Raw genomic sequence first — 16,156 nt, forward strand, 5'->3', positions numbered from 1 at the left:
GTGGGTGTTTCCGCTGGCCCTTGAGGGCTCTTTGTGGATCCCGTGCGTTGCGGTTCCGCTAGCGAGGATGACCGGGAGGCTCGCGAGAATCAAGCCTCGTGCCGCCCTCGCAAGTGCGAACGCCGGCGAAGCAGGCGGCCTATACCTCTCCCGCGAGCGGGAGAGTTGAGGGAGCTAGCGGCGCAAGTCCTTCAATCCAACACGCCTTAACCCTCTTTCGCGAACGCCGCTTCCATCGCCTTTCGCGTCCTGATCGTCTCGTTGCCGGCGTCGAACTCGACGTCGTCCCAGCGCACCACCGTGCCATGCGCAACGTCATGTTTCAGCTTCACGCGATGGGCGAGCCCGATCGGCAGCGCGCCGGCCTTGAGGCTCGCGGCCGCCGGCACCAGCTTGCCCCACACGGTGTAGCCGCCTTCGCCGTCGAGCATTTCGCCGGCGCGCAAGGCCCGCTTGGCCACCGCTGCGACGTCGCCGCGGAAGCCGTGGGGCTGGCCGGTCGGCTCGCCCCGCAACGCGGCCGACAGCACCGAGATGTTCAGCTCGAGCCCGATCAGGTGATAGGGCTTGTACATCGCAGCAAAGCGTCCGCTGGAATCGGTCTTGAGGCCGTACTGCTTGAAGCAGTCGGCGGCATAGTCGTTCGGAGCCTCCAGCACGACATAGACACCCCAGCGCAGGTCGCGAAACACCGGCCGTCCATCGCGTTCGAGCGAGGAGACGACTTCCACCACGCCGGAGCGCTCCAGCACGCCGCCACGCGAACGCGGCCGCATGATGTGCGGCAGATCGTCGACGCCGCAGGGCGGAAACAGCAGTCCCTCCGCCGGCACGTCGAGGCCGCAGGCATTGGCGATCGCGGCCATCTCGATCGCCGACTTGGTGCCGTCGAGGAAGGAGTTGAACATCTGCGGGTTCATGCCGGCCGACTGTGCTTCGCCGGCGGTCAGGCCGTAATGCTGCCAGACGCCGTCCGGCGTCACGTCGTGATAGGCCGGCAGATATTTCGTACCCTTGCCGGCGGCGACGACGCGAAAGCCGGTGGCGCGGGCCCAGTCGACCATCTCCGCCGTCAATGCCGGCTGGTCGCCATAGGCGAGCGAATAGACCACGCCCGCCTTGCGCGCCTCCTCGGCGAGCAGCGGGCCCGCCAGCACGTCGGCCTCGACATTGACCATCACGATATGCTTGCCCGCCGCGATCGCCGCGCGCGCGTGCCTGATGCCGACGGCCGGGTTGCCGGTCGCTTCCACCACCACGTCCATTGCGCCGCCGGCGATGGCGCGTGCGCCGTCATCGGTGAACACGGTCGCGGCGATGCGCGCCGCATCCCAGCCGACTGTGCGGCAGGCCTCGCGCGCGCGGTCGCGGTCGATGTCGACGATGATGGGCACCTCCAGCCCCGGCGTGTGCGGCACCTGCGCGAGAAACATCGAGCCGAATTTGCCCGCACCGATCAGCGCGACACGGACAGGCTTGCCGGCGGACGCGCGGGCCTGGAGGAGGCGGAAGAGGTTCATGGGAGACATCCAAGAGTGCTATCGCGGTCGGGACGACGCGAACGATCAGGTTCAGTCATTCCGGGGCGACGCGACGGGACCGCGCGAAGCGCGCCCCGGGAGCGTCGAGCCTGGAATCCATCGGGCCGCAAAGGACGCGGATAAATGGATTCCGGGCTCGCGACTTCGTCGCGCCCCGGAATGACAGCTTACTCCGCCGCCTGCCGCGGCGCACGGGCAAGGCGCAGCAGGGCGTCGTCGTCCACCGTCTTGATCGGCGCGAAATCGCGGTGGGCGATGTATTCGGGCCGCGTGGGGGTGCGGATATAGTTCGAGACCGCGTTCAGCGTCAGGTACACGATCTTGCGCGGGTAGGGCGTGATGTTGCCGGCCGAGCCGTGCACGAGATTGCCGTGGAACATCAGCATGCCGCCGGGCTTGCCCGTGGGCGCCACGATGCCGCCCTGCTTGACGAGGCGCGTCACGGTGTCCTCGTCCAGCGTCCACAGCGGGTAGGACGTGGTGGCAAGGTCATGCGAGGCTTCGAGATCGCCGGCATTCTGGCTGCGCGGCACCAGCATCAGGGGGCCGTTGATCGGCATCACCTCGTCGAGGAAGATCGCGATGTTCATCGCGCGCGGCTCCGGCATGCCGTCGTCGCGCTTCCAGGTGCCGTAATCCTGGTGCCATTGCCAGACGTCGCCGGTGAAGGCCGATTTCGCGTTGATCTTGAACTGGTGCATGTAGACAGGCTCGCCGAACAATTGCTCGACCGGGTCGATCATGCGCGGATGCGCGCCCAGAATGCGGAAGGCCTCGTTGTAGAGATGCGCGGCAAACGCCGTGCGCGGCGCGCCGCTCTTCTCGCGCCAGACCTCCGGCCGGTTGGCGTCGTAAATGCCGACCGCCTCGCGCGCGAGCAGATCGACCTCCTCCTGGCTGAACAATTCGGGCAGGAACAGCCAGCCCTCGCGGTGGAAGAACTCCAATTGCTCCTGAGACAGTCTCATGGGTCGTCCTCCCGTTGTTTTGTTCTTGTCATTCCGGGGCGATGCGCAGCATCGAACCCGGAATCTATTGATCCGCAGTCTCTGTGGCCCAATGGATTCCGGGTTCACGCTTCGCGTGCCCCGGAATGACAGCGTTTAGCTACGCCGCCGCCTCGTCCGTCGCCCGCAACCTCTCCTCGGTCATCCGTCCCGCCGTCTGCGCATGCGCGAGTGCGGCGCGTTCGGCGGCCTTCGCATCGCCTGCGAGAATGTGAGCTGCGATGTCGGCATGCTCGGCCCAGGCGCTGTCGCGATAATCGAGCTCCGACAGCACGGTCGCCATCGAGCGGCGCATATGCGGCCATTGCGGCGCGATGGTCTCCTCGATCACGGGATTGCCGGCGAGCTGATAGATCGCGCGATGAAAATCGACGTCGAGCACGATGAGCTCGGCAAGCGGCGTCTTGCGATCGATGCGGCGCCCGGCGGCGAGCGCCACCTCGAGCCGCGCGCGTCCTGCCGCGTCGCTTGCGGCGCGCATCGCGGCGAGCCGCGCGGCCAGCGCATCAATGGCGCCGCGCACCTCGTAGAGCTGGCGGATACGCGCGGGATCGAGCTGGGTGACCTCAAAGCCGCGCCGGCCGCTTTCGGCGACGAGGCCCTGCCGATGCAGCAGATGCAGCGCATGCGACACCGGCTGGCGCGACACGCCGAGCTTGTCGGCGAGCTCGTTCTGCCGGATGCGCTGGCCGGGCTGCAACGTGCGATCGGAGATCGCCTCCAGGATCCGACCATAGACCTGGTCGATCAGGTTCGGGAGCGGGTCGAGAGGGATCACGCCGGCAGCTCCAACAGCACTTAGATGGAATACGGAATTCCGTATTCGAAGGTACGTCGGGGGGCGGAAGGCGTCAAGCGCGTCCCGACGCGGCGTCAGCCGCCGTTGTGGGGGGCTGCTAAACGATTGATATCATTAGGGCCATTTACTGTGCATGGGGTTGTCTTCGCGCTAACGGTTTTTGCCCGGTTGGGCGCCTACTTCTTCTTGCCCTGCTCGATCAGCATCCGGCCGGCCTAGCGTTCGAGCACCTCCACCTCGAGCGACGCGATCGCTTCTGCATCGGCCACCGCCTCGATCGCCGCGATCCGGTCGCCGCTGAAGGTCACGCGCAGCGCGATGCGCAATTGCCCGCCGAGGATGACCGCAACACCGATCTCGCCATCGACCAGTGCCGTGCGCGCGGCCTGGGCGCGGCCCTTGTAGAGCTTCGCGACCGCATCCGCGCCGCGGATCTCCGGCAGCGTACCGAGCCGCACCGCGGCCTGGTCGGCGCGAAAGACGACGTCGGGATCGAGCACGGCGAGCAGCCCCTCGAAATTGCCTTCGCGCGAAGCCGCGAGGAAGGCATCGACGATCTTGCGTTGACGCGACAGGTCCGTCTCGGGCACCGGCGCGCCCTGCACGCGCCGCCGCGCGCGGCTGGCAAGCTGGCGCGAGGCATCGACGGAGCGCCCGACGATCGGCGCGATCTCCTCGAAGGGCACCGCGAACATGTCATGCAGCACGAAGGCGAGCCGCTCGGCCGGCTGCAATGTTTCCAGCACGATCAGGAGTGCCGCGCCGACGGAATCGGCCATCTCCGCTTCGCGCTCCCGCGTCTCATCGACCGGCTCCGGCACATGCGGGCCCATCGGGTCCTCCCGGCGCGACTTTCGTGCGCGCAGCATGTCGAGGCAGATGCGCGCGACCACGGTGGTCAGCCAGCCCCGCAGATTCGCGACATCGGACGTATCGCTCCGGCTGAGCCGCAGCCAGGCCTCCTGCACGGCATCGTCGATCTCGCCGCGGGAACCCAGCATCCGGTAGGCGACCGCGCGCAAATGATCCCTGTTGGCCTCGAACTGCTGGCTGAGAAAATCTTCTTCAAAGTTTTTTTGGGTCATCAGTCACATTCCCTCATCGCGATCCGTCATGCCCATGACGAAGCCAATCCGGCCAATGTGACCGGAACCTTCGAAATTCGACAGATGGAGACGACAACGATGCACGCCCGCATGAATCACCCCGTCATGGTCCTGCCCGAGGCCATGAATGTTCTGCAATCTCTCGGCAATTTGACCAAACAAGGCCTGCCGGAAAAGCTCCTGGAACTGGTGCACCTGCGCGCCAGCCAGATCAATGGTTGCAGCGTCTGCGTCGACATGCACCCGAAGATCGCCCGCAAGGCCGGCGAGACCGACGAGCGCCTGTTCGCCGTCTCGGCCTGGCGCGACGCGCCTTATTTCAGCGAAGCCGAGCGCGCCGCGCTGGCTCTGACCGAGGCGGTCACCCGTCTCGCCGACCGTGAGGATCCGGTGTCCGACACGATCTGGAATGAGGCCGCCAAGCATTTCGACGAGCGCGAGCTTGCAACGCTGATCCTCTCGATCGCGACCATCAACGTCTGGAACCGCCTCAACGCGACGATCAAGATGCCGGTCGGCGTGTGGAAGGTGGCGTGAGTGCAAGTGAGGGAGGCACCAGCCGTGCACTCCCTCGCCCCGCTTGCGGGGAGAGGCGAACAAGCAGCTACTCCGCCAGGAACCTGTTCACCTCCTCGCCATACTCCAGCGGCGCCTGCTCGAACATCCAGTGGCCGGCATTCGCGATCACCGCCGTCCTGGCTCCTGCGATGTGCTCCGCCAGCACGCGCCACATCACCGACAGGCTTCCCGTCGTCGCGCCGCCGCCGATCAGGAGCGTCGGCGTCCTGATCGCCTGCGCATCCGCGAGCGTGTAGGGCCGGCGCTGCTCGTTGATCTGGCCGAGGAAGGTGAGCGTATTGTCGCGCAATTGCTGCTTGGCCGCCGCCGGCACGCGGCGCCAGGAGCCGTCGCCTTCGATGCCCTCGTAGAAATTCTGCAGCGCGCCCTCGATGTCGCCGGCGCGGATCATCTCGACCGAGCGCGCCGTGCGCGCCGCGAGCGGCGGGTACGCGGGCGTGCCTTCGGGCACCGGCAGGCTGGCATCCAGATCGCCGCCGGGCTCGGCCAGCACCAGCTTGCGCAACAGATCAGGCCGCGCTTGCGCGACGCGGAACGCGATGTGGCCGCCGCGCGAATGGCCCATCAGGTCGACGGGTGCGGGCCTGACCTGCTCGATGAAGGCGATCATATCGGCGACGTGCTGCGCCACCCTGTAGTCGTCGCCGACGGCGTCCCAGTGCTCGGGAAAGAAATGCCGCAGGCTGACCGAGATCACCCGATGGCTCTTCGACAGCGGGCCGAGCACCGAATACCAGGTGCGGAAATCCCCGAGTGTGCCGTGCACGCAGACCAGCGGCGGACCATCCCCGACTTCGAGATAGGCCATGTCGTAACCGTTGACGCGAAAGCTCTGCATGATCAGCTCGCCAGGAAATCCAGAACCACTTCGGAGTATTTTTGCGGCGCCTGCTCGAACATCGGATGCGTCGCGTTCGGGATGATCGCCGTCTTGGAATAGGGCACATGCGCTGCGAGCGCATGCAGCACCTTCGGCAGCAGGCCCTTGGTCCGCGCACCCAGGATGAACAGCGTCGGCATCAGAATCGATTCCGCATCCGCCTTCGAGAAGGGCGGGCGGTTGTCGCGGACCTGGCCGATCAACGTCATGGCGTTGTCGCGCAGATTCTGCTTCACCATCGCCGGCAGCCGCGGCCAGGTGCCGGCGCCCTCCAGCGTGTCGACGAACACGGCGAGGCCGCCGTCGACATCGCCCGCCGCGATCTTCTCCGCCGAGGCCGTGAATCGCGCCAAGAGCGGCGAGGGACCGCCGGCATAATCGGGATCGAGGCTCGCATCGAGCTCTCCGCCGGGCTCGGCCAGGATCAGCCGCCGCAACAGATCGGGGCGCGCCTGCGCCACGCGAAAGCAGATGTGTCCACCGCGGGAATGGCCCATCAGATCGACCGGGCCGACGTCGAGCTTCTCGATGAAGGCGATGACGTCCTGGACATGCTGGGCGATCGAATAGGTATCGCCGACGCCGTCCCAGCGGTCGGGGAAGAAATGGCGCAGGCTGACGGCGATCACCCGATGCCGCTGCATCAGCGGCCCGAGCACGCAGCCCCAGACGCGGAAATCATTGAGCGAGCCATGCACGCAGACCAACGGGGGTCGGCCTCGGTCTTCACCCACGTCTATATAGGCCATGTCGTATCCGTTGACGTGGAGGCGTTGCATTCCGGGCTCGCGAGAAATTGGAACTCCTGTGCAAGATTCCCGGAAACCGGGTGGATCGCAACTATTTCCAAGCCTAGATTTGGCCTGAGATCACATTGGGGGCATGCGATGAGGACGCAGCCAGAAACCGAGCCATGACCGACCAGCATTTTGCCCTGTTCGATACCAGGATCGGCCTTTGCGCCGTCGCCTGGGGCCCGCGCGGCATCAACGGCACGCAGCTGCCGATGGGCGGCGAGCAGAAGATCCGCACCCGCATCAGTCAGCGCCACGCTGATGCCAGCGAAGCCGAGCCGACCGCCGAGGTGCAGCAGGCGATCGACCGCATCACGAATCTGCTCGCAGGCGAGCCGGATGACCTCACCGACATCCCGCTCGATCTCGACGGCGTGCCCGATTTCAACCGCGGCGTCTACGAGATCGCCCGTACCATCCCGCCCGGCAAGACCATCACCTATGGCGACATTGCCAAGCAGCTCGGTGGCGTCCAGCTGTCGCGCGACGTCGGCCAGGCGCTCGGCCGCAACCCGTGCCCGATCGTCGTGCCCTGCCATCGGGTGCTGGCGGCCGGCAACAAGCCCGGCGGCTTCTCGGCCAATGGCGGCGTCGTCACCAAACTGAAGATGCTCGAGATCGAAGGCGCGCTGGTGAACCACACGCCGAGCCTGTTTGATTGAGGATGCCGCCACCCTCCCGGGAGGGGGAGGGTAAGAGAGAGCGCTAGATCTTCGCTGTTGTCTTCGGCCAATACCTGTCGCGCAAATGCCGCTTCACCAGCTTGCCCGTCGGCGTGCGCGGCAGCTCCGCCTCGAAATCGATCGAACGCGGGCACTTGATCGCGGAGAGGCGACCCTTGCAGAACGCGATCAGGTCGGCTTCCAGCGCCTTGCCCGCACGCGTCATGTCGTGCGGCTGCACCACCGCCTTCACCTCCTCGCCCATCTCCTCGTTCGGCACGCCGAATACGGCGACGTCGGCGACATCGGGGTGGGTGATGAGCACGTCCTCGGTCTCCTGCGGGTAGATGTTCACCCCGCCGGAAATGATCATGTAGGACTTGCGGTCGGTGAGAAACAGGAAGCCGTCCTTGTCGAGATAGCCGACGTCACCGAGCGTCGACCAGCCCTTGGCGTTGTAGGCCTTCTTCGTCTTCTCGGGGTCGTTGTGATAGGCGAAAGCAGGCGCGTCGGCGAAATAGACCGTGCCGATTTCGCCGGTCGGTTGCTCCTCGTCGTTTTCGTCGAGAATCTTGATCTTGCCGACCACGGCGCGGCCGACGCTGCCGCGATGCTCCAGCCATTGCTGCGAGTTGCAGACGGTGACGCCGTTGCCTTCCGAGCCGGCGTAATACTCGATCAGGATCGGTCCCCACCATTCGATCATTTTGGCTTTGACGTCGACCGGGCAGGGGGCTGCGGCGTGGATTGCGCCCTTGAGCGTCGAGACGTTGTACCGGTAGCGCACCTCGTCCGGCAGCTTGAGCATCCGCACGAACATGGTCGGCACGAGCTGCGACTGCGTGACCTCATACTTTTCGACCAGCTTCAAGAATTCTTCGGCGTCGAAATGCTCCATGATGATGGAGGTGCCGCCGAGCACGATCGCCATCATGTTGAAGCGCAGGGGCGCCGCGTGATAGAGCGGCGCCGGCGAGAGGTACGTGCTCGCCGCATTCATGCCGCACATGTCGGCGCAGAGCACGCGCAGGAAGGCGTTCGGCACGTCGATCTTGTTGCCCTCGAACGCCTTCTTGATTCCCTTGGGCCGGCCGGTGGTGCCGGACGAATACAGCATGTCGTAGCCGGCGACCTCGTCGGAGATCGGCGTCGTCGGCTGCGCGGCGGCTTCCTTGTCGTAGGAGCGGAAGCCGGGCAGCGGTTCGTCCATCATGTAGAAGACCGGCTCGCCGGGCGTGCCCTTGATCAGGGCCTTGATCTGGTCGGCGCATTTCGGCGTGGTGATCACGACCTTGGCGCCGCAATCGGCGATGATGTAGTCGATCTCGTCCTGCTTCAGATAGCGGCTGATCGCGGTGTAATAGAGCCCGCTGCGCTGCGCGGCCCAGCAGAGCTCCATGAAGGCAAGCCGGTTCTCCATCAACAGTGCGATGTGATCGCCGGCCTTCAGGCCGAGCGAGCGGAACAGGTGTGCGCCCTGGTTCGAGAGCTCGTCGAGTTCGCGATAGGTGATCGCCTTGCCGGTGCCCGCCATCTGGTAAGCGATCTTGTTCGGCGTGGCGCGGGCGTGGATGGAGGGGTGGGTCATGAGCGTAGGTCTCTCAACAAGAAAGGTGTCATCCCGGCGAAGGCCGGGATCCATAACCACAGGCCTCGGTTGTTGAAACGAGATGGAGCTCCAGCGCGGCATAACCACAGCCTTCTGTGGTTATGGATCCCGGATCGGCGCGCGCTTTAGGCGCGCTTGTCCGGGACGACACCGTCTGTGTCGAAGCAGCTTACAGCCGCTCCACGATCGTCACATTGGCCATGCCGCCGCCTTCGCACATGGTCTGCAGGCCATAGCGCTTGCCTCGCTGGTGCAGCGCGTGGATCAGCGTGGTCATCAGCTTGGTGCCGGAGCCGCCGAGCGGATGGCCGAGCGCGATGGCCCCCCCATTGACGTTGAGGCGCTCCGGATCGGCGCCGGTGGTCTTGAGCCAGGCGGTCGGCACCGACGCGAAGGCCTCGTTGACCTCGAACAGGTCGATGTCGCCGATCGTCATGCCGGCCTTCTCCAGCGCGCGCTTGGTGGCGTGCAGCGGAGCGTCGAGCATGATCACGGGATCGCCGCCCATCATGGTCATGTGATGGATGCGCGCAAGCGGCTTGACGCCAAGCTGCTTCAGGCCGCGCTCGTTCACCACCATGACGCCGGAAGCGCCGTCGCAGATCTGGCTGGCGCTGGCCGCGGAAAGCTTGCCGTTCTCGGCGATCAGTTTGACGCCCTTGATGCCTTCGAGCGTGGCGTCGAAGCGGATGCCCTCGTCGATGTGGTGGGTATCCTTGGAGCCGTCGGCGCGGGTGATCTCGAGCGGCACGATCTCCTTCTTGAAGTGACCGGCTTGCGTCGCCGCGATCGCGCGCTGGTGGCTGTTGAAGGAGTATTCGTCGAGCTCATTCTTCGACAAGCCGTACTTCTCGGCCATCATCTCGGCGCCGGTGAACTGGCTGAACACGATGTTCGGATACCTCGCCTCGATGCCCGGGCTCTTGTAATTGCCAAAGCCGTTCTTGGCCGGGAGCTGCGATGACAGGCCCATCGGCACGCGCGTCATCGATTCCACGCCGGCCGCGATCACGACGTCCATCGTGCCGGACATCACGGCTTGGGCTGCGAAGTGCAACGCCTGCTGCGAGGAGCCGCACTGGCGGTCGATCGAGGTGCCCGGCACGCTCTCCGGCAGCTTCGAGGCCATGATCGCATTGCGCGCGACATTGTTGGACTGTTCGCCGACCTGCATCACGCAGCCCATGATCACGTCCTCGACCAAGGCCGGGTCGATCTTGGCGCGATCGACCAGCTCGTCCAGCACTTTTGCGGCGAGATCGGCCGGATGCCAGCCGGCGAGGCGGCCCCCCTTGCGCCCGCCCGCGGTACGCGCAGCGGCGACGATGTAAGCCTCGGCCATTTCGGTTTCTCCCTGGATTTTTCTGGATCGGGTTGGGTTGTCGGGGCGGATTAAAAGGGTGCGACATCATTTAGTCAATCGATCAATTAACTCTTGTGATGAGGCGCTGCTTGGGCTTATCTGCGCCCCGCCTCAAGCGGCGAGAACAGGGAACTCCGTGGCTACCAGCGTACCGACCAAGCTCCCCAGCGGAAAGAATTCCACGGCAGAGAAATTGCTCGTGGCCGCAAGCGAGCTGATGATCGAACGTTCCTCGATCGAGATTTCGCTCTCCGACATCGCCCAGAAGTCGGGCGCCAACGCCGCGCTGGTCAAATATCACTTCGGCAACAAGGACGGCCTGCTGCTGGCGCTGCTCGAGCGCGATGCGGGGACGGAGCTGTCCAATCTCGAATATCTGCTGGCGCAGCCGATCACGCCGACCGCGAAGCTGAAGCTGCATATCGGCGGCATCATCCGCGCCTATCACCGGTTCCCCTACATGAATCGGCTGATCCACTATCTCCTGCACGAGAGCGTTGCCGGCTCTGCCGACGAAGTCTCGAAATTCTTCGTCGCGCCGCTGCTGGATTTTCATCGCCGCCTGCTCGCCGAAGGCGTCAGCAGCGGCGAATTCCGCCAGACCGATCCGGTGCTGTTCTACACCAGCCTGATCGGCGCCTGCGATCATCTGTTCTTCGGCCGGCACGCGATGTCCCGCGCGACCGGCGTCGGCCCGGTCACCGATGAAGTCTGCCGGCAATACATCAAGCACATGGAAACGCTGATCTGCGGCGGCATCCTCACGCAAGCCGGGGACGCCGCCGCGGCCGGATGATCCGGCCGAACTCTTCAAGTCTAGAGAAGAAACGCCCAAGGAAAGGTATTTGCGATGCAGCTGAAAGACGTAGCCGTTCTCATCACCGGCGGTGGTTCGGGCCTGGGTGCCGCGACCGCCCGCGCCATGGCCGCCAAGGGCGCCAAGATCGGCGTGATCGACCAGAGCAAGGAAAACGCCGAGAAGGTCGCGGCCGAGGTGAAGGGCGTCGCGCTGCATGCCGACGTCACCAGCGAGGAGCAGATCAAGGCGGCGATCGCGAAGGCGGAAGCCGCCCATGGCATCGCCCGCGTGCTGATGAACTGCGCCGGTATCGGCGGCTCGCAGCGCATCGTCGGTCGCGACGGCGTTTATCCCTTGGAAAAGTTCGCGCGCATCATCAACGTCAACCTGATCGGCACCTTCAACTGCCTGCGGCTGTTCGCCGAGCGCCTCGTCACCGCCGAGCCGATCGGCGAAGAGCGCGGCGTCATCGTCAACACCGCTTCTGTTGCCGCCTATGAAGGCCAGATCGGCCAGATCGCCTATGCGGCCTCCAAGGGCGGCGTCGTCGGCCTCACGCTGCCTGCCGCGCGCGACCTCGCCAGCCAGAAGATCCGCGTCAACACCATCGCGCCCGGCCTGTTCCTGACGCCGCTGCTGATGGGCCTGAACGAAGAGGCCCGCAAGAGCCTGGGCGCCCAGGTGCCGCATCCCGCGCGTCTCGGCGACGCCAATGAATACGGCATGCTCGCGGTGCACATCGTCGAGAACCCGATGCTCAACGGCGAGACCATCCGCCTCGACGGCGCGATCCGCATGGCGCCGCGGTAGAGCTCTCTTCCCTTCTCCCCTTGTGGGAGAAGGTGGCGCGCGTAGCGCGACGGATGAGGGGTTCGCTCCGCGATCTCATCTGTGGAGGCAGACCCCTCACCCGAGCGAATGCGCGTCGAGCGACGTACATGCCCTCTCCCACAAGGGGAGAGGGCGCAGCAATCGGCACCATCGTTGCGGATGAAGGAGATCACGCATGTCCCAACCGCTGCTGATCGAGCACAACGACGGCGTCGACCGGGTGACGCTCAATCGTCCTGACAGCCTCAACGCGCTCGATCCCGCGCTGATCGATGCGCTCAACGCCTACTTCCAGGGGCTGCAGCGCAACCGCGATACGCGCGTGGTGGTGCTGAAGGGCGCCGGCAAGAATTTTTGCGCGGGCCTCGATCTCAAGGCCGCGATGGCGCGCCGTGCCGGGCAGCAGGAGCCGCCCGGCGTCACCGAGTCGCTGGACTCGCAGCGCCGCATTGCCGACATCGTGATGCTGATGCGGCGCTGTCCGCAGCCGATCCTGGCGCTGGTGCAGGGCGCGGCGGCGGGCGGCGGCTTTGCGCTGGCGCTCGCCTCCGACATCCGGATCGCGACGAAATCGGCGCGGATGAACTGCGCCTTCATCAAGCTCGGCCTTGGCGGCTGCGACATCGGCACCAGCTATTTCCTGCCGCGCCTCGTCGGTGTCTCCGTCGCCTCCGAGCTGATCCTCACGGGACGCTTCATCGGCGCCGAGCGGGCGCTCGCGGTCGGTCTCGTCTCCGAGGTCGTCGACGAAGACAAGCTCGATGACGCTGCCGAGCCTTACATCGATGCGATGATCACGGCCTCGCCCGTGGGGCTTCGCCTCTCGAAAGAATGTCTCAACATGAGCGTCGATGCCGGATCGCTGGAAGCCGCGATCGCGATGGAGGACCGCAATCAGGTCCTGTGCAGCCGCTCCGAGGAATTTTCGGAAGGCATCAGGGCCTTCCTTGAGAAGCGAAAGCCTGTCTATATCAGGCGCTGAACGACGAAGATCCGCAAAGGACAGTAATTCCGGGAGACGCAAAATGAGTGGCAGCGCGGCGGCGGTGATGACGAAGCCCGCCTTTCGCAAGGTCGAGTGGCTGGCACGCGACATCGACGTCGAGCGCCGCGGCGACGGCACGGTGGTGCTGAAGTCGCGCATTCCGCTGCAACCTTACGAGAAGCACATCCCGGCCTCGCTGGCGAAATGGGCGACGCAAGCACCCGAGCGCATCTGGCTCGCCCAGCGCGGCGGACCGAACCGCGAATGGCGGAAGGTCTCTTACGGCGAAGCCAAGCGCACCGTGGATGCACTGACGCAAGGCCTGCTCGATCTCGGTCTCGATGGCCGCCCGGTCACGATCGTGTCCGGCAACTCGATCGAGCATGCGCTGATGACACAGGCCGCGATGCAGGCGCGCGTTCCGGCGGCTCCCGTGTCGCCGGCCTACTCGTTGATGAGCCACGATCACGTCAAGCTGAAATATTTGTTCGACCTGATCAAGCCGGCCGTGGTGATGGTGCAGGACGGCCCGACCTTCGAGAAGGCGCTCAAGGCGATCGACCTCACCGGCGTCACCGTCGTTCACGTCTTGCGGCCCTGCGAGGGTATCAAGAGCGTCAGCTTTGCCGAGCTTGCGGCAACGCCGGTGACCGGCGCCGTCGAGGAGTCGATTGCCAGGATCACGCCCGACACCGTCGGCAAGCTGCTGTTCACGTCAGGTTCGACCGGCATGCCAAAAGCTGTCATCAACACGCAAGCGATGATGTGCGCCAATGCGGCGATGATGATGCAGGTGCGGCCGCGCGATCCGGGCGGTCCGATCTCGACCATGCTGGACTGGATGCCGTGGAACCACACGATGGGCGGCAATGCGGCGTTCCATCCCATCCTGGTCGACGGCGGGACGCTCTATATCGACGACGGCCGGCCGATGCCGGGCCAGTTCGAGGAGACGCTGCGCAATCTGCGCGAGATCTCGCCGACCTATTACGCCAACGTGCCGGCCGGCTACGCCGCGCTTGCCGCTGCCATGGAGAAGGACGATGCGCTCTGCCGCTCCTTCTTCAAGAACCTGTCGATCATGGCCTATGGCGGCGCGCGGCTGCCTGATGATCTCTACGACCGCATGCAGGACCTCGCGGTGAAGACCACCGGCGAACGGATCGTGTTCTACACCGGCTGGGGCTCGACCGAGACTGCGCCGACCTCGACCGGCACCTATTGGGACACCGAGCGCGTTGGCCTGATCGGCCTGCCGTTCCCCGGCGTCGAATTGAAGATGGTGCCGTGCGGCTCGAAATACGAGCTGCGTCTGCGCGGTGTCAACGTCACGCCCGGCTATTTCGGCCAGCCGGAGCTGACCAGGAAGATGTTCGACGAGGAAGGCTTCTACTGCATCGGCGATGCCGGCATTTTTGTCGACGATGCCGATCCGGTGAAGGGCATCATCTTTGCCGGGCGCGTCGTCGAAGACTTCAAGCTCACGACTGGGACCTTCGTCCATGTCGGCTCGCTCCGCACCGACACCATCGCAGCCACGACGCCTGTCGTGCATGACGCGCTGGTCGCGGGGCAGGATCGCGCCTTCATCGGCCTGCTCGCCTGGCCGAACCTGCATGCCTGCCGCCAGCTCGTCGGCAATCCCGATCTCAGCTTTGAGGATGCCGTGAAGCATCCCGAGGTGATCGCCTGCTTCAGGCGCGGTCTGGAGACGCACAATAAGGAGTGCGAAGGCGCCAGCAGCCGCATCATCGCGCGCGCCATGCTGATGGTCGAGCCGCCTTCGATCGACGGCAATGAGCTGACCGACAAGGGCTACATCAACCAGCGCGCCGGCCTGGAGCGCCGCGCCGCGCTGGTGGAGCGGCTCTATGCGGACAAGCCGGATCAGGATGTGGTCGTGCTGCGATGAAACACTCCTCTCTCCATTCGTCATTCCGGGATGCGCCGAGAGGCGCAGGCCCGGAATCCATAACCCCGGCTGGTGGATATGGATTCCGGGCTCGCGCTCCGCGCGCCCCGGAATGACGGCAATAAATGACAACGAATAAACAAAGGTAGCCCGCCATGAACTTCGACTTCTCCGACGACCAGAAGCAGCTTCGCGATCAGGCGCGCAAATTCCTCACCGAAAAATGCCCGCCCAAGGCGGTGCGCGTCGTGCTCGACGGCAAGGCGCCCTACGACAAGGAGCTGTGGAAGGGGCTCGCCGAAATGGGATTTCTCGGCGTCGCAATCCCCGAGGAATTCGGCGGTGCCGGCGCCGGCCATCTCGAGCTTTGCGTGATCGCGGAAGAGATGGGCCGGGCCAACGCGCCGGTGCCGTTCTCCTCGACCGTCTATCTCGCCGCCGAAGCGCTGCTGATCGCCGGCAGCGACGCGCAGAAGAAAAAATGGCTGCCGGCAATTGCCTCGGGCGAGGCGATCGGGACGCTGGCGCTGTTCGAGGGCAAGGGCAATCCGTCGCCGAAGGCCATCAAGCTCGCTGCTGCGAATGGCGTGCTTAACGGCGTCAAGAAGCCTGTGGCCGATGGCGCGATCGCCGACTTCGCCGTCGTTGCAGCTCGCACGGGTTCGAGCGGGCGTGAGAGCGACATCTCGCTATTCCTGGTCGATCTCAAGGGCGGCGGCGTCGAGGTGAAAGGCCTGACCAACCTCGATCCGACGCGTGGCCAGGCGGAGATCACTTTCAAGGACTGCAAGGCCGAGCCGCTGGGCGCTGCCGGCGAGGGCTGGAGCATCCTCACCCAGGTGCTCGACCGTGCCGCCGTGCTGTGCGCCTTCGAGCAGGTTGGCGGCTCCGACCGCGCGCTGGAGATGGGCCGCGACTACGCTCTCGACCGCATCGCCTTCGGCCGCCAGATCGGCTCGTTCCAGGCGGTGAAGCACATGCTCGCCGACATGTACGTCTCGGCGACGCTGGCGCGCTCCAACAGCTATTACGGCGCCTGGGCGCTTTCGACCAATGCATCCGAATTGCCGGAAGCCGCCGCCGCCGCGCGCATCAGCGCCACGCAGGCGTTCCAGCACTGCGCCAAGAACAACATCCAGGTGCACGGCGGCATGGGTTTCACCTGGGAGTTCGACTGCCACATGTACTACCGCCGGGCGAACGCGATGGCGCTGGCCCTCGGCAGCCTGTCCTATTGGGAAGACCAACTGATCGACCGCATGCGCAAGAAGAACGCGGCTTGATGTTGT

The 16,156-nt window shown here is 65.3% G+C and carries 15 protein-coding genes; 7 read left to right on the top strand and 8 right to left on the bottom strand.

What is annotated here, in order from left to right:
• Window positions 1-206: 206 nt before the first annotated feature.
• From AB5K84_RS06550 to AB5K84_RS06565, 4 genes are all read right to left on the bottom strand, one after another.
• Window positions 207-1,520 carry an NAD(P)H-dependent oxidoreductase gene (locus AB5K84_RS06550; RefSeq protein WP_028173806.1) on the bottom strand — a complete coding sequence of 438 codons (1,314 nt, stop codon included), beginning with the start codon at window positions 1,518-1,520 and terminating at the stop codon, window positions 207-209.
• Window positions 1,521-1,708: 188 nt separating this feature from the next.
• Window positions 1,709-2,509 (bottom strand): phytanoyl-CoA dioxygenase family protein, encoded by an 801-nt coding sequence (locus tag AB5K84_RS06555; protein WP_028173807.1) that lies wholly within the window; start codon window positions 2,507-2,509, stop codon window positions 1,709-1,711.
• A 139-nt stretch (window positions 2,510-2,648) separates the two neighbouring features.
• Window positions 2,649-3,326, bottom strand: a complete 678-nt coding sequence (locus tag AB5K84_RS06560; RefSeq protein ID WP_011090537.1) for a GntR family transcriptional regulator — start codon at window positions 3,324-3,326, stop codon at window positions 2,649-2,651.
• A 236-nt stretch (window positions 3,327-3,562) separates the two neighbouring features.
• Complete coding sequence (locus AB5K84_RS06565; protein ID WP_011090536.1) at window positions 3,563-4,432, bottom strand: sigma-70 family RNA polymerase sigma factor; 870 nt, start codon at window positions 4,430-4,432, stop codon at window positions 3,563-3,565.
• Between the two features lie 99 nt (window positions 4,433-4,531).
• Here AB5K84_RS06565 and AB5K84_RS06570 point away from each other — a divergent pair, with 99 nt between their 5' ends.
• A complete protein-coding gene (locus tag AB5K84_RS06570; RefSeq protein ID WP_011090535.1) occupies window positions 4,532-4,990 on the top strand; it encodes a carboxymuconolactone decarboxylase family protein in 459 nt (152 codons plus the stop codon).
• Between the two features lie 67 nt (window positions 4,991-5,057).
• On the opposite strand, the gene AB5K84_RS06575 is transcribed toward AB5K84_RS06570, so the two are convergent.
• Window positions 5,058-5,870: an alpha/beta fold hydrolase gene (locus AB5K84_RS06575; protein WP_011090534.1), complete on the bottom strand. Its 813-nt coding sequence runs from the start codon at window positions 5,868-5,870 to the stop codon at window positions 5,058-5,060.
• 2 nt (window positions 5,871-5,872) lie between these two features.
• Window positions 5,873-6,691, bottom strand: coding sequence for an alpha/beta fold hydrolase (locus tag AB5K84_RS06580; protein WP_011090533.1), 819 nt, complete (start codon window positions 6,689-6,691; stop codon window positions 5,873-5,875).
• Between the two features lie 134 nt (window positions 6,692-6,825).
• Here AB5K84_RS06580 and AB5K84_RS06585 point away from each other — a divergent pair, with 134 nt between their 5' ends.
• Window positions 6,826-7,368 carry a methylated-DNA--[protein]-cysteine S-methyltransferase gene (locus tag AB5K84_RS06585; protein WP_011090532.1) on the top strand — a complete coding sequence of 181 codons (543 nt, stop codon included), beginning with the start codon at window positions 6,826-6,828 and terminating at the stop codon, window positions 7,366-7,368.
• A gap of 43 nt (window positions 7,369-7,411) precedes the next feature.
• Here AB5K84_RS06585 and AB5K84_RS06590 read toward each other — a convergent pair whose 3' ends face one another.
• Together AB5K84_RS06590 and AB5K84_RS06595 are read right to left on the bottom strand one after the other, a co-directional pair.
• Entirely contained in the window at window positions 7,412-8,956 is a 1,545-nt protein-coding gene (locus AB5K84_RS06590) for an acyl-CoA synthetase (protein WP_028173812.1), read from the bottom strand.
• Window positions 8,957-9,146: 190 nt separating this feature from the next.
• A complete protein-coding gene (locus AB5K84_RS06595) occupies window positions 9,147-10,319 on the bottom strand; it encodes an acetyl-CoA C-acetyltransferase (protein WP_011090530.1) in 1,173 nt (390 codons plus the stop codon).
• Window positions 10,320-10,533: 214 nt separating this feature from the next.
• Here AB5K84_RS06595 and AB5K84_RS06600 point away from each other — a divergent pair, with 214 nt between their 5' ends.
• The 5 genes from AB5K84_RS06600 (at window position 10,534) to AB5K84_RS06620 (ending at window position 16,150) form a co-directional block, all read left to right on the top strand.
• The gene (locus AB5K84_RS06600; RefSeq protein ID WP_038966149.1) at window positions 10,534-11,136 is read left to right on the top strand and encodes a TetR family transcriptional regulator; all 603 of its coding nucleotides are present in this window, start codon (window positions 10,534-10,536) and stop codon (window positions 11,134-11,136) included.
• A gap of 54 nt (window positions 11,137-11,190) precedes the next feature.
• Window positions 11,191-11,949 (top strand): SDR family NAD(P)-dependent oxidoreductase, encoded by a 759-nt coding sequence (locus tag AB5K84_RS06605; RefSeq protein ID WP_011090528.1) that lies wholly within the window; start codon window positions 11,191-11,193, stop codon window positions 11,947-11,949.
• Window positions 11,950-12,145: 196 nt separating this feature from the next.
• On the top strand, window positions 12,146-12,952 hold the full coding sequence (locus AB5K84_RS06610; RefSeq protein WP_011090527.1) for an enoyl-CoA hydratase/isomerase family protein: 807 nt from the start codon (window positions 12,146-12,148) through the stop codon (window positions 12,950-12,952).
• Between the two features lie 43 nt (window positions 12,953-12,995).
• Window positions 12,996-14,867, top strand: a complete 1,872-nt coding sequence (locus tag AB5K84_RS06615; protein WP_011090526.1) for an AMP-binding protein — start codon at window positions 12,996-12,998, stop codon at window positions 14,865-14,867.
• A gap of 155 nt (window positions 14,868-15,022) precedes the next feature.
• Window positions 15,023-16,150, top strand: a complete 1,128-nt coding sequence (locus tag AB5K84_RS06620; protein WP_011090525.1) for an acyl-CoA dehydrogenase family protein — start codon at window positions 15,023-15,025, stop codon at window positions 16,148-16,150.
• Window positions 16,151-16,156: the final 6 nt, after the last annotated feature.

Source organism: Bradyrhizobium sp. 1200_D9_N1_1, assembly GCF_052075915.1.
In the GTDB taxonomy this organism is placed as follows: domain Bacteria; phylum Pseudomonadota; class Alphaproteobacteria; order Rhizobiales; family Xanthobacteraceae; genus Bradyrhizobium; species Bradyrhizobium diazoefficiens.

Excerpts from the sequence above, each read along its gene's own strand:
- AB5K84_RS06555 (WP_028173807.1), bottom strand. The coding sequence starts at position 2,509 with ATGAGACTGTCTCAGGAGCAATTGGAGTTCTTCCACCGCGAGGGCTGG.
- AB5K84_RS06565 (WP_011090536.1), bottom strand. The coding sequence starts at position 4,432 with ATGACCCAAAAAAACTTTGAAGAAGATTTTCTCAGCCAGCAGTTCGAG.
- AB5K84_RS06575 (WP_011090534.1), bottom strand. The coding sequence starts at position 5,870 with ATGCAGAGCTTTCGCGTCAACGGTTACGACATGGCCTATCTCGAAGTC.
- AB5K84_RS06590 (WP_028173812.1), bottom strand. The coding sequence starts at position 8,956 with ATGACCCACCCCTCCATCCACGCCCGCGCCACGCCGAACAAGATCGCT.
- AB5K84_RS06610 (WP_011090527.1), top strand. The coding sequence starts at position 12,146 with ATGTCCCAACCGCTGCTGATCGAGCACAACGACGGCGTCGACCGGGTG.
- AB5K84_RS06570 (WP_011090535.1), top strand. The coding sequence starts at position 4,532 with ATGCACGCCCGCATGAATCACCCCGTCATGGTCCTGCCCGAGGCCATG.
- AB5K84_RS06580 (WP_011090533.1), bottom strand. The coding sequence starts at position 6,691 with ATGCAACGCCTCCACGTCAACGGATACGACATGGCCTATATAGACGTG.
- AB5K84_RS06620 (WP_011090525.1), top strand. The coding sequence starts at position 15,023 with ATGAACTTCGACTTCTCCGACGACCAGAAGCAGCTTCGCGATCAGGCG.
- AB5K84_RS06605 (WP_011090528.1), top strand. The coding sequence starts at position 11,191 with ATGCAGCTGAAAGACGTAGCCGTTCTCATCACCGGCGGTGGTTCGGGC.
- AB5K84_RS06550 (WP_028173806.1), bottom strand. The coding sequence starts at position 1,520 with ATGAACCTCTTCCGCCTCCTCCAGGCCCGCGCGTCCGCCGGCAAGCCT.
- AB5K84_RS06615 (WP_011090526.1), top strand. The coding sequence starts at position 12,996 with ATGAGTGGCAGCGCGGCGGCGGTGATGACGAAGCCCGCCTTTCGCAAG.
- AB5K84_RS06585 (WP_011090532.1), top strand. The coding sequence starts at position 6,826 with ATGACCGACCAGCATTTTGCCCTGTTCGATACCAGGATCGGCCTTTGC.
- AB5K84_RS06595 (WP_011090530.1), bottom strand. The coding sequence starts at position 10,319 with ATGGCCGAGGCTTACATCGTCGCCGCTGCGCGTACCGCGGGCGGGCGC.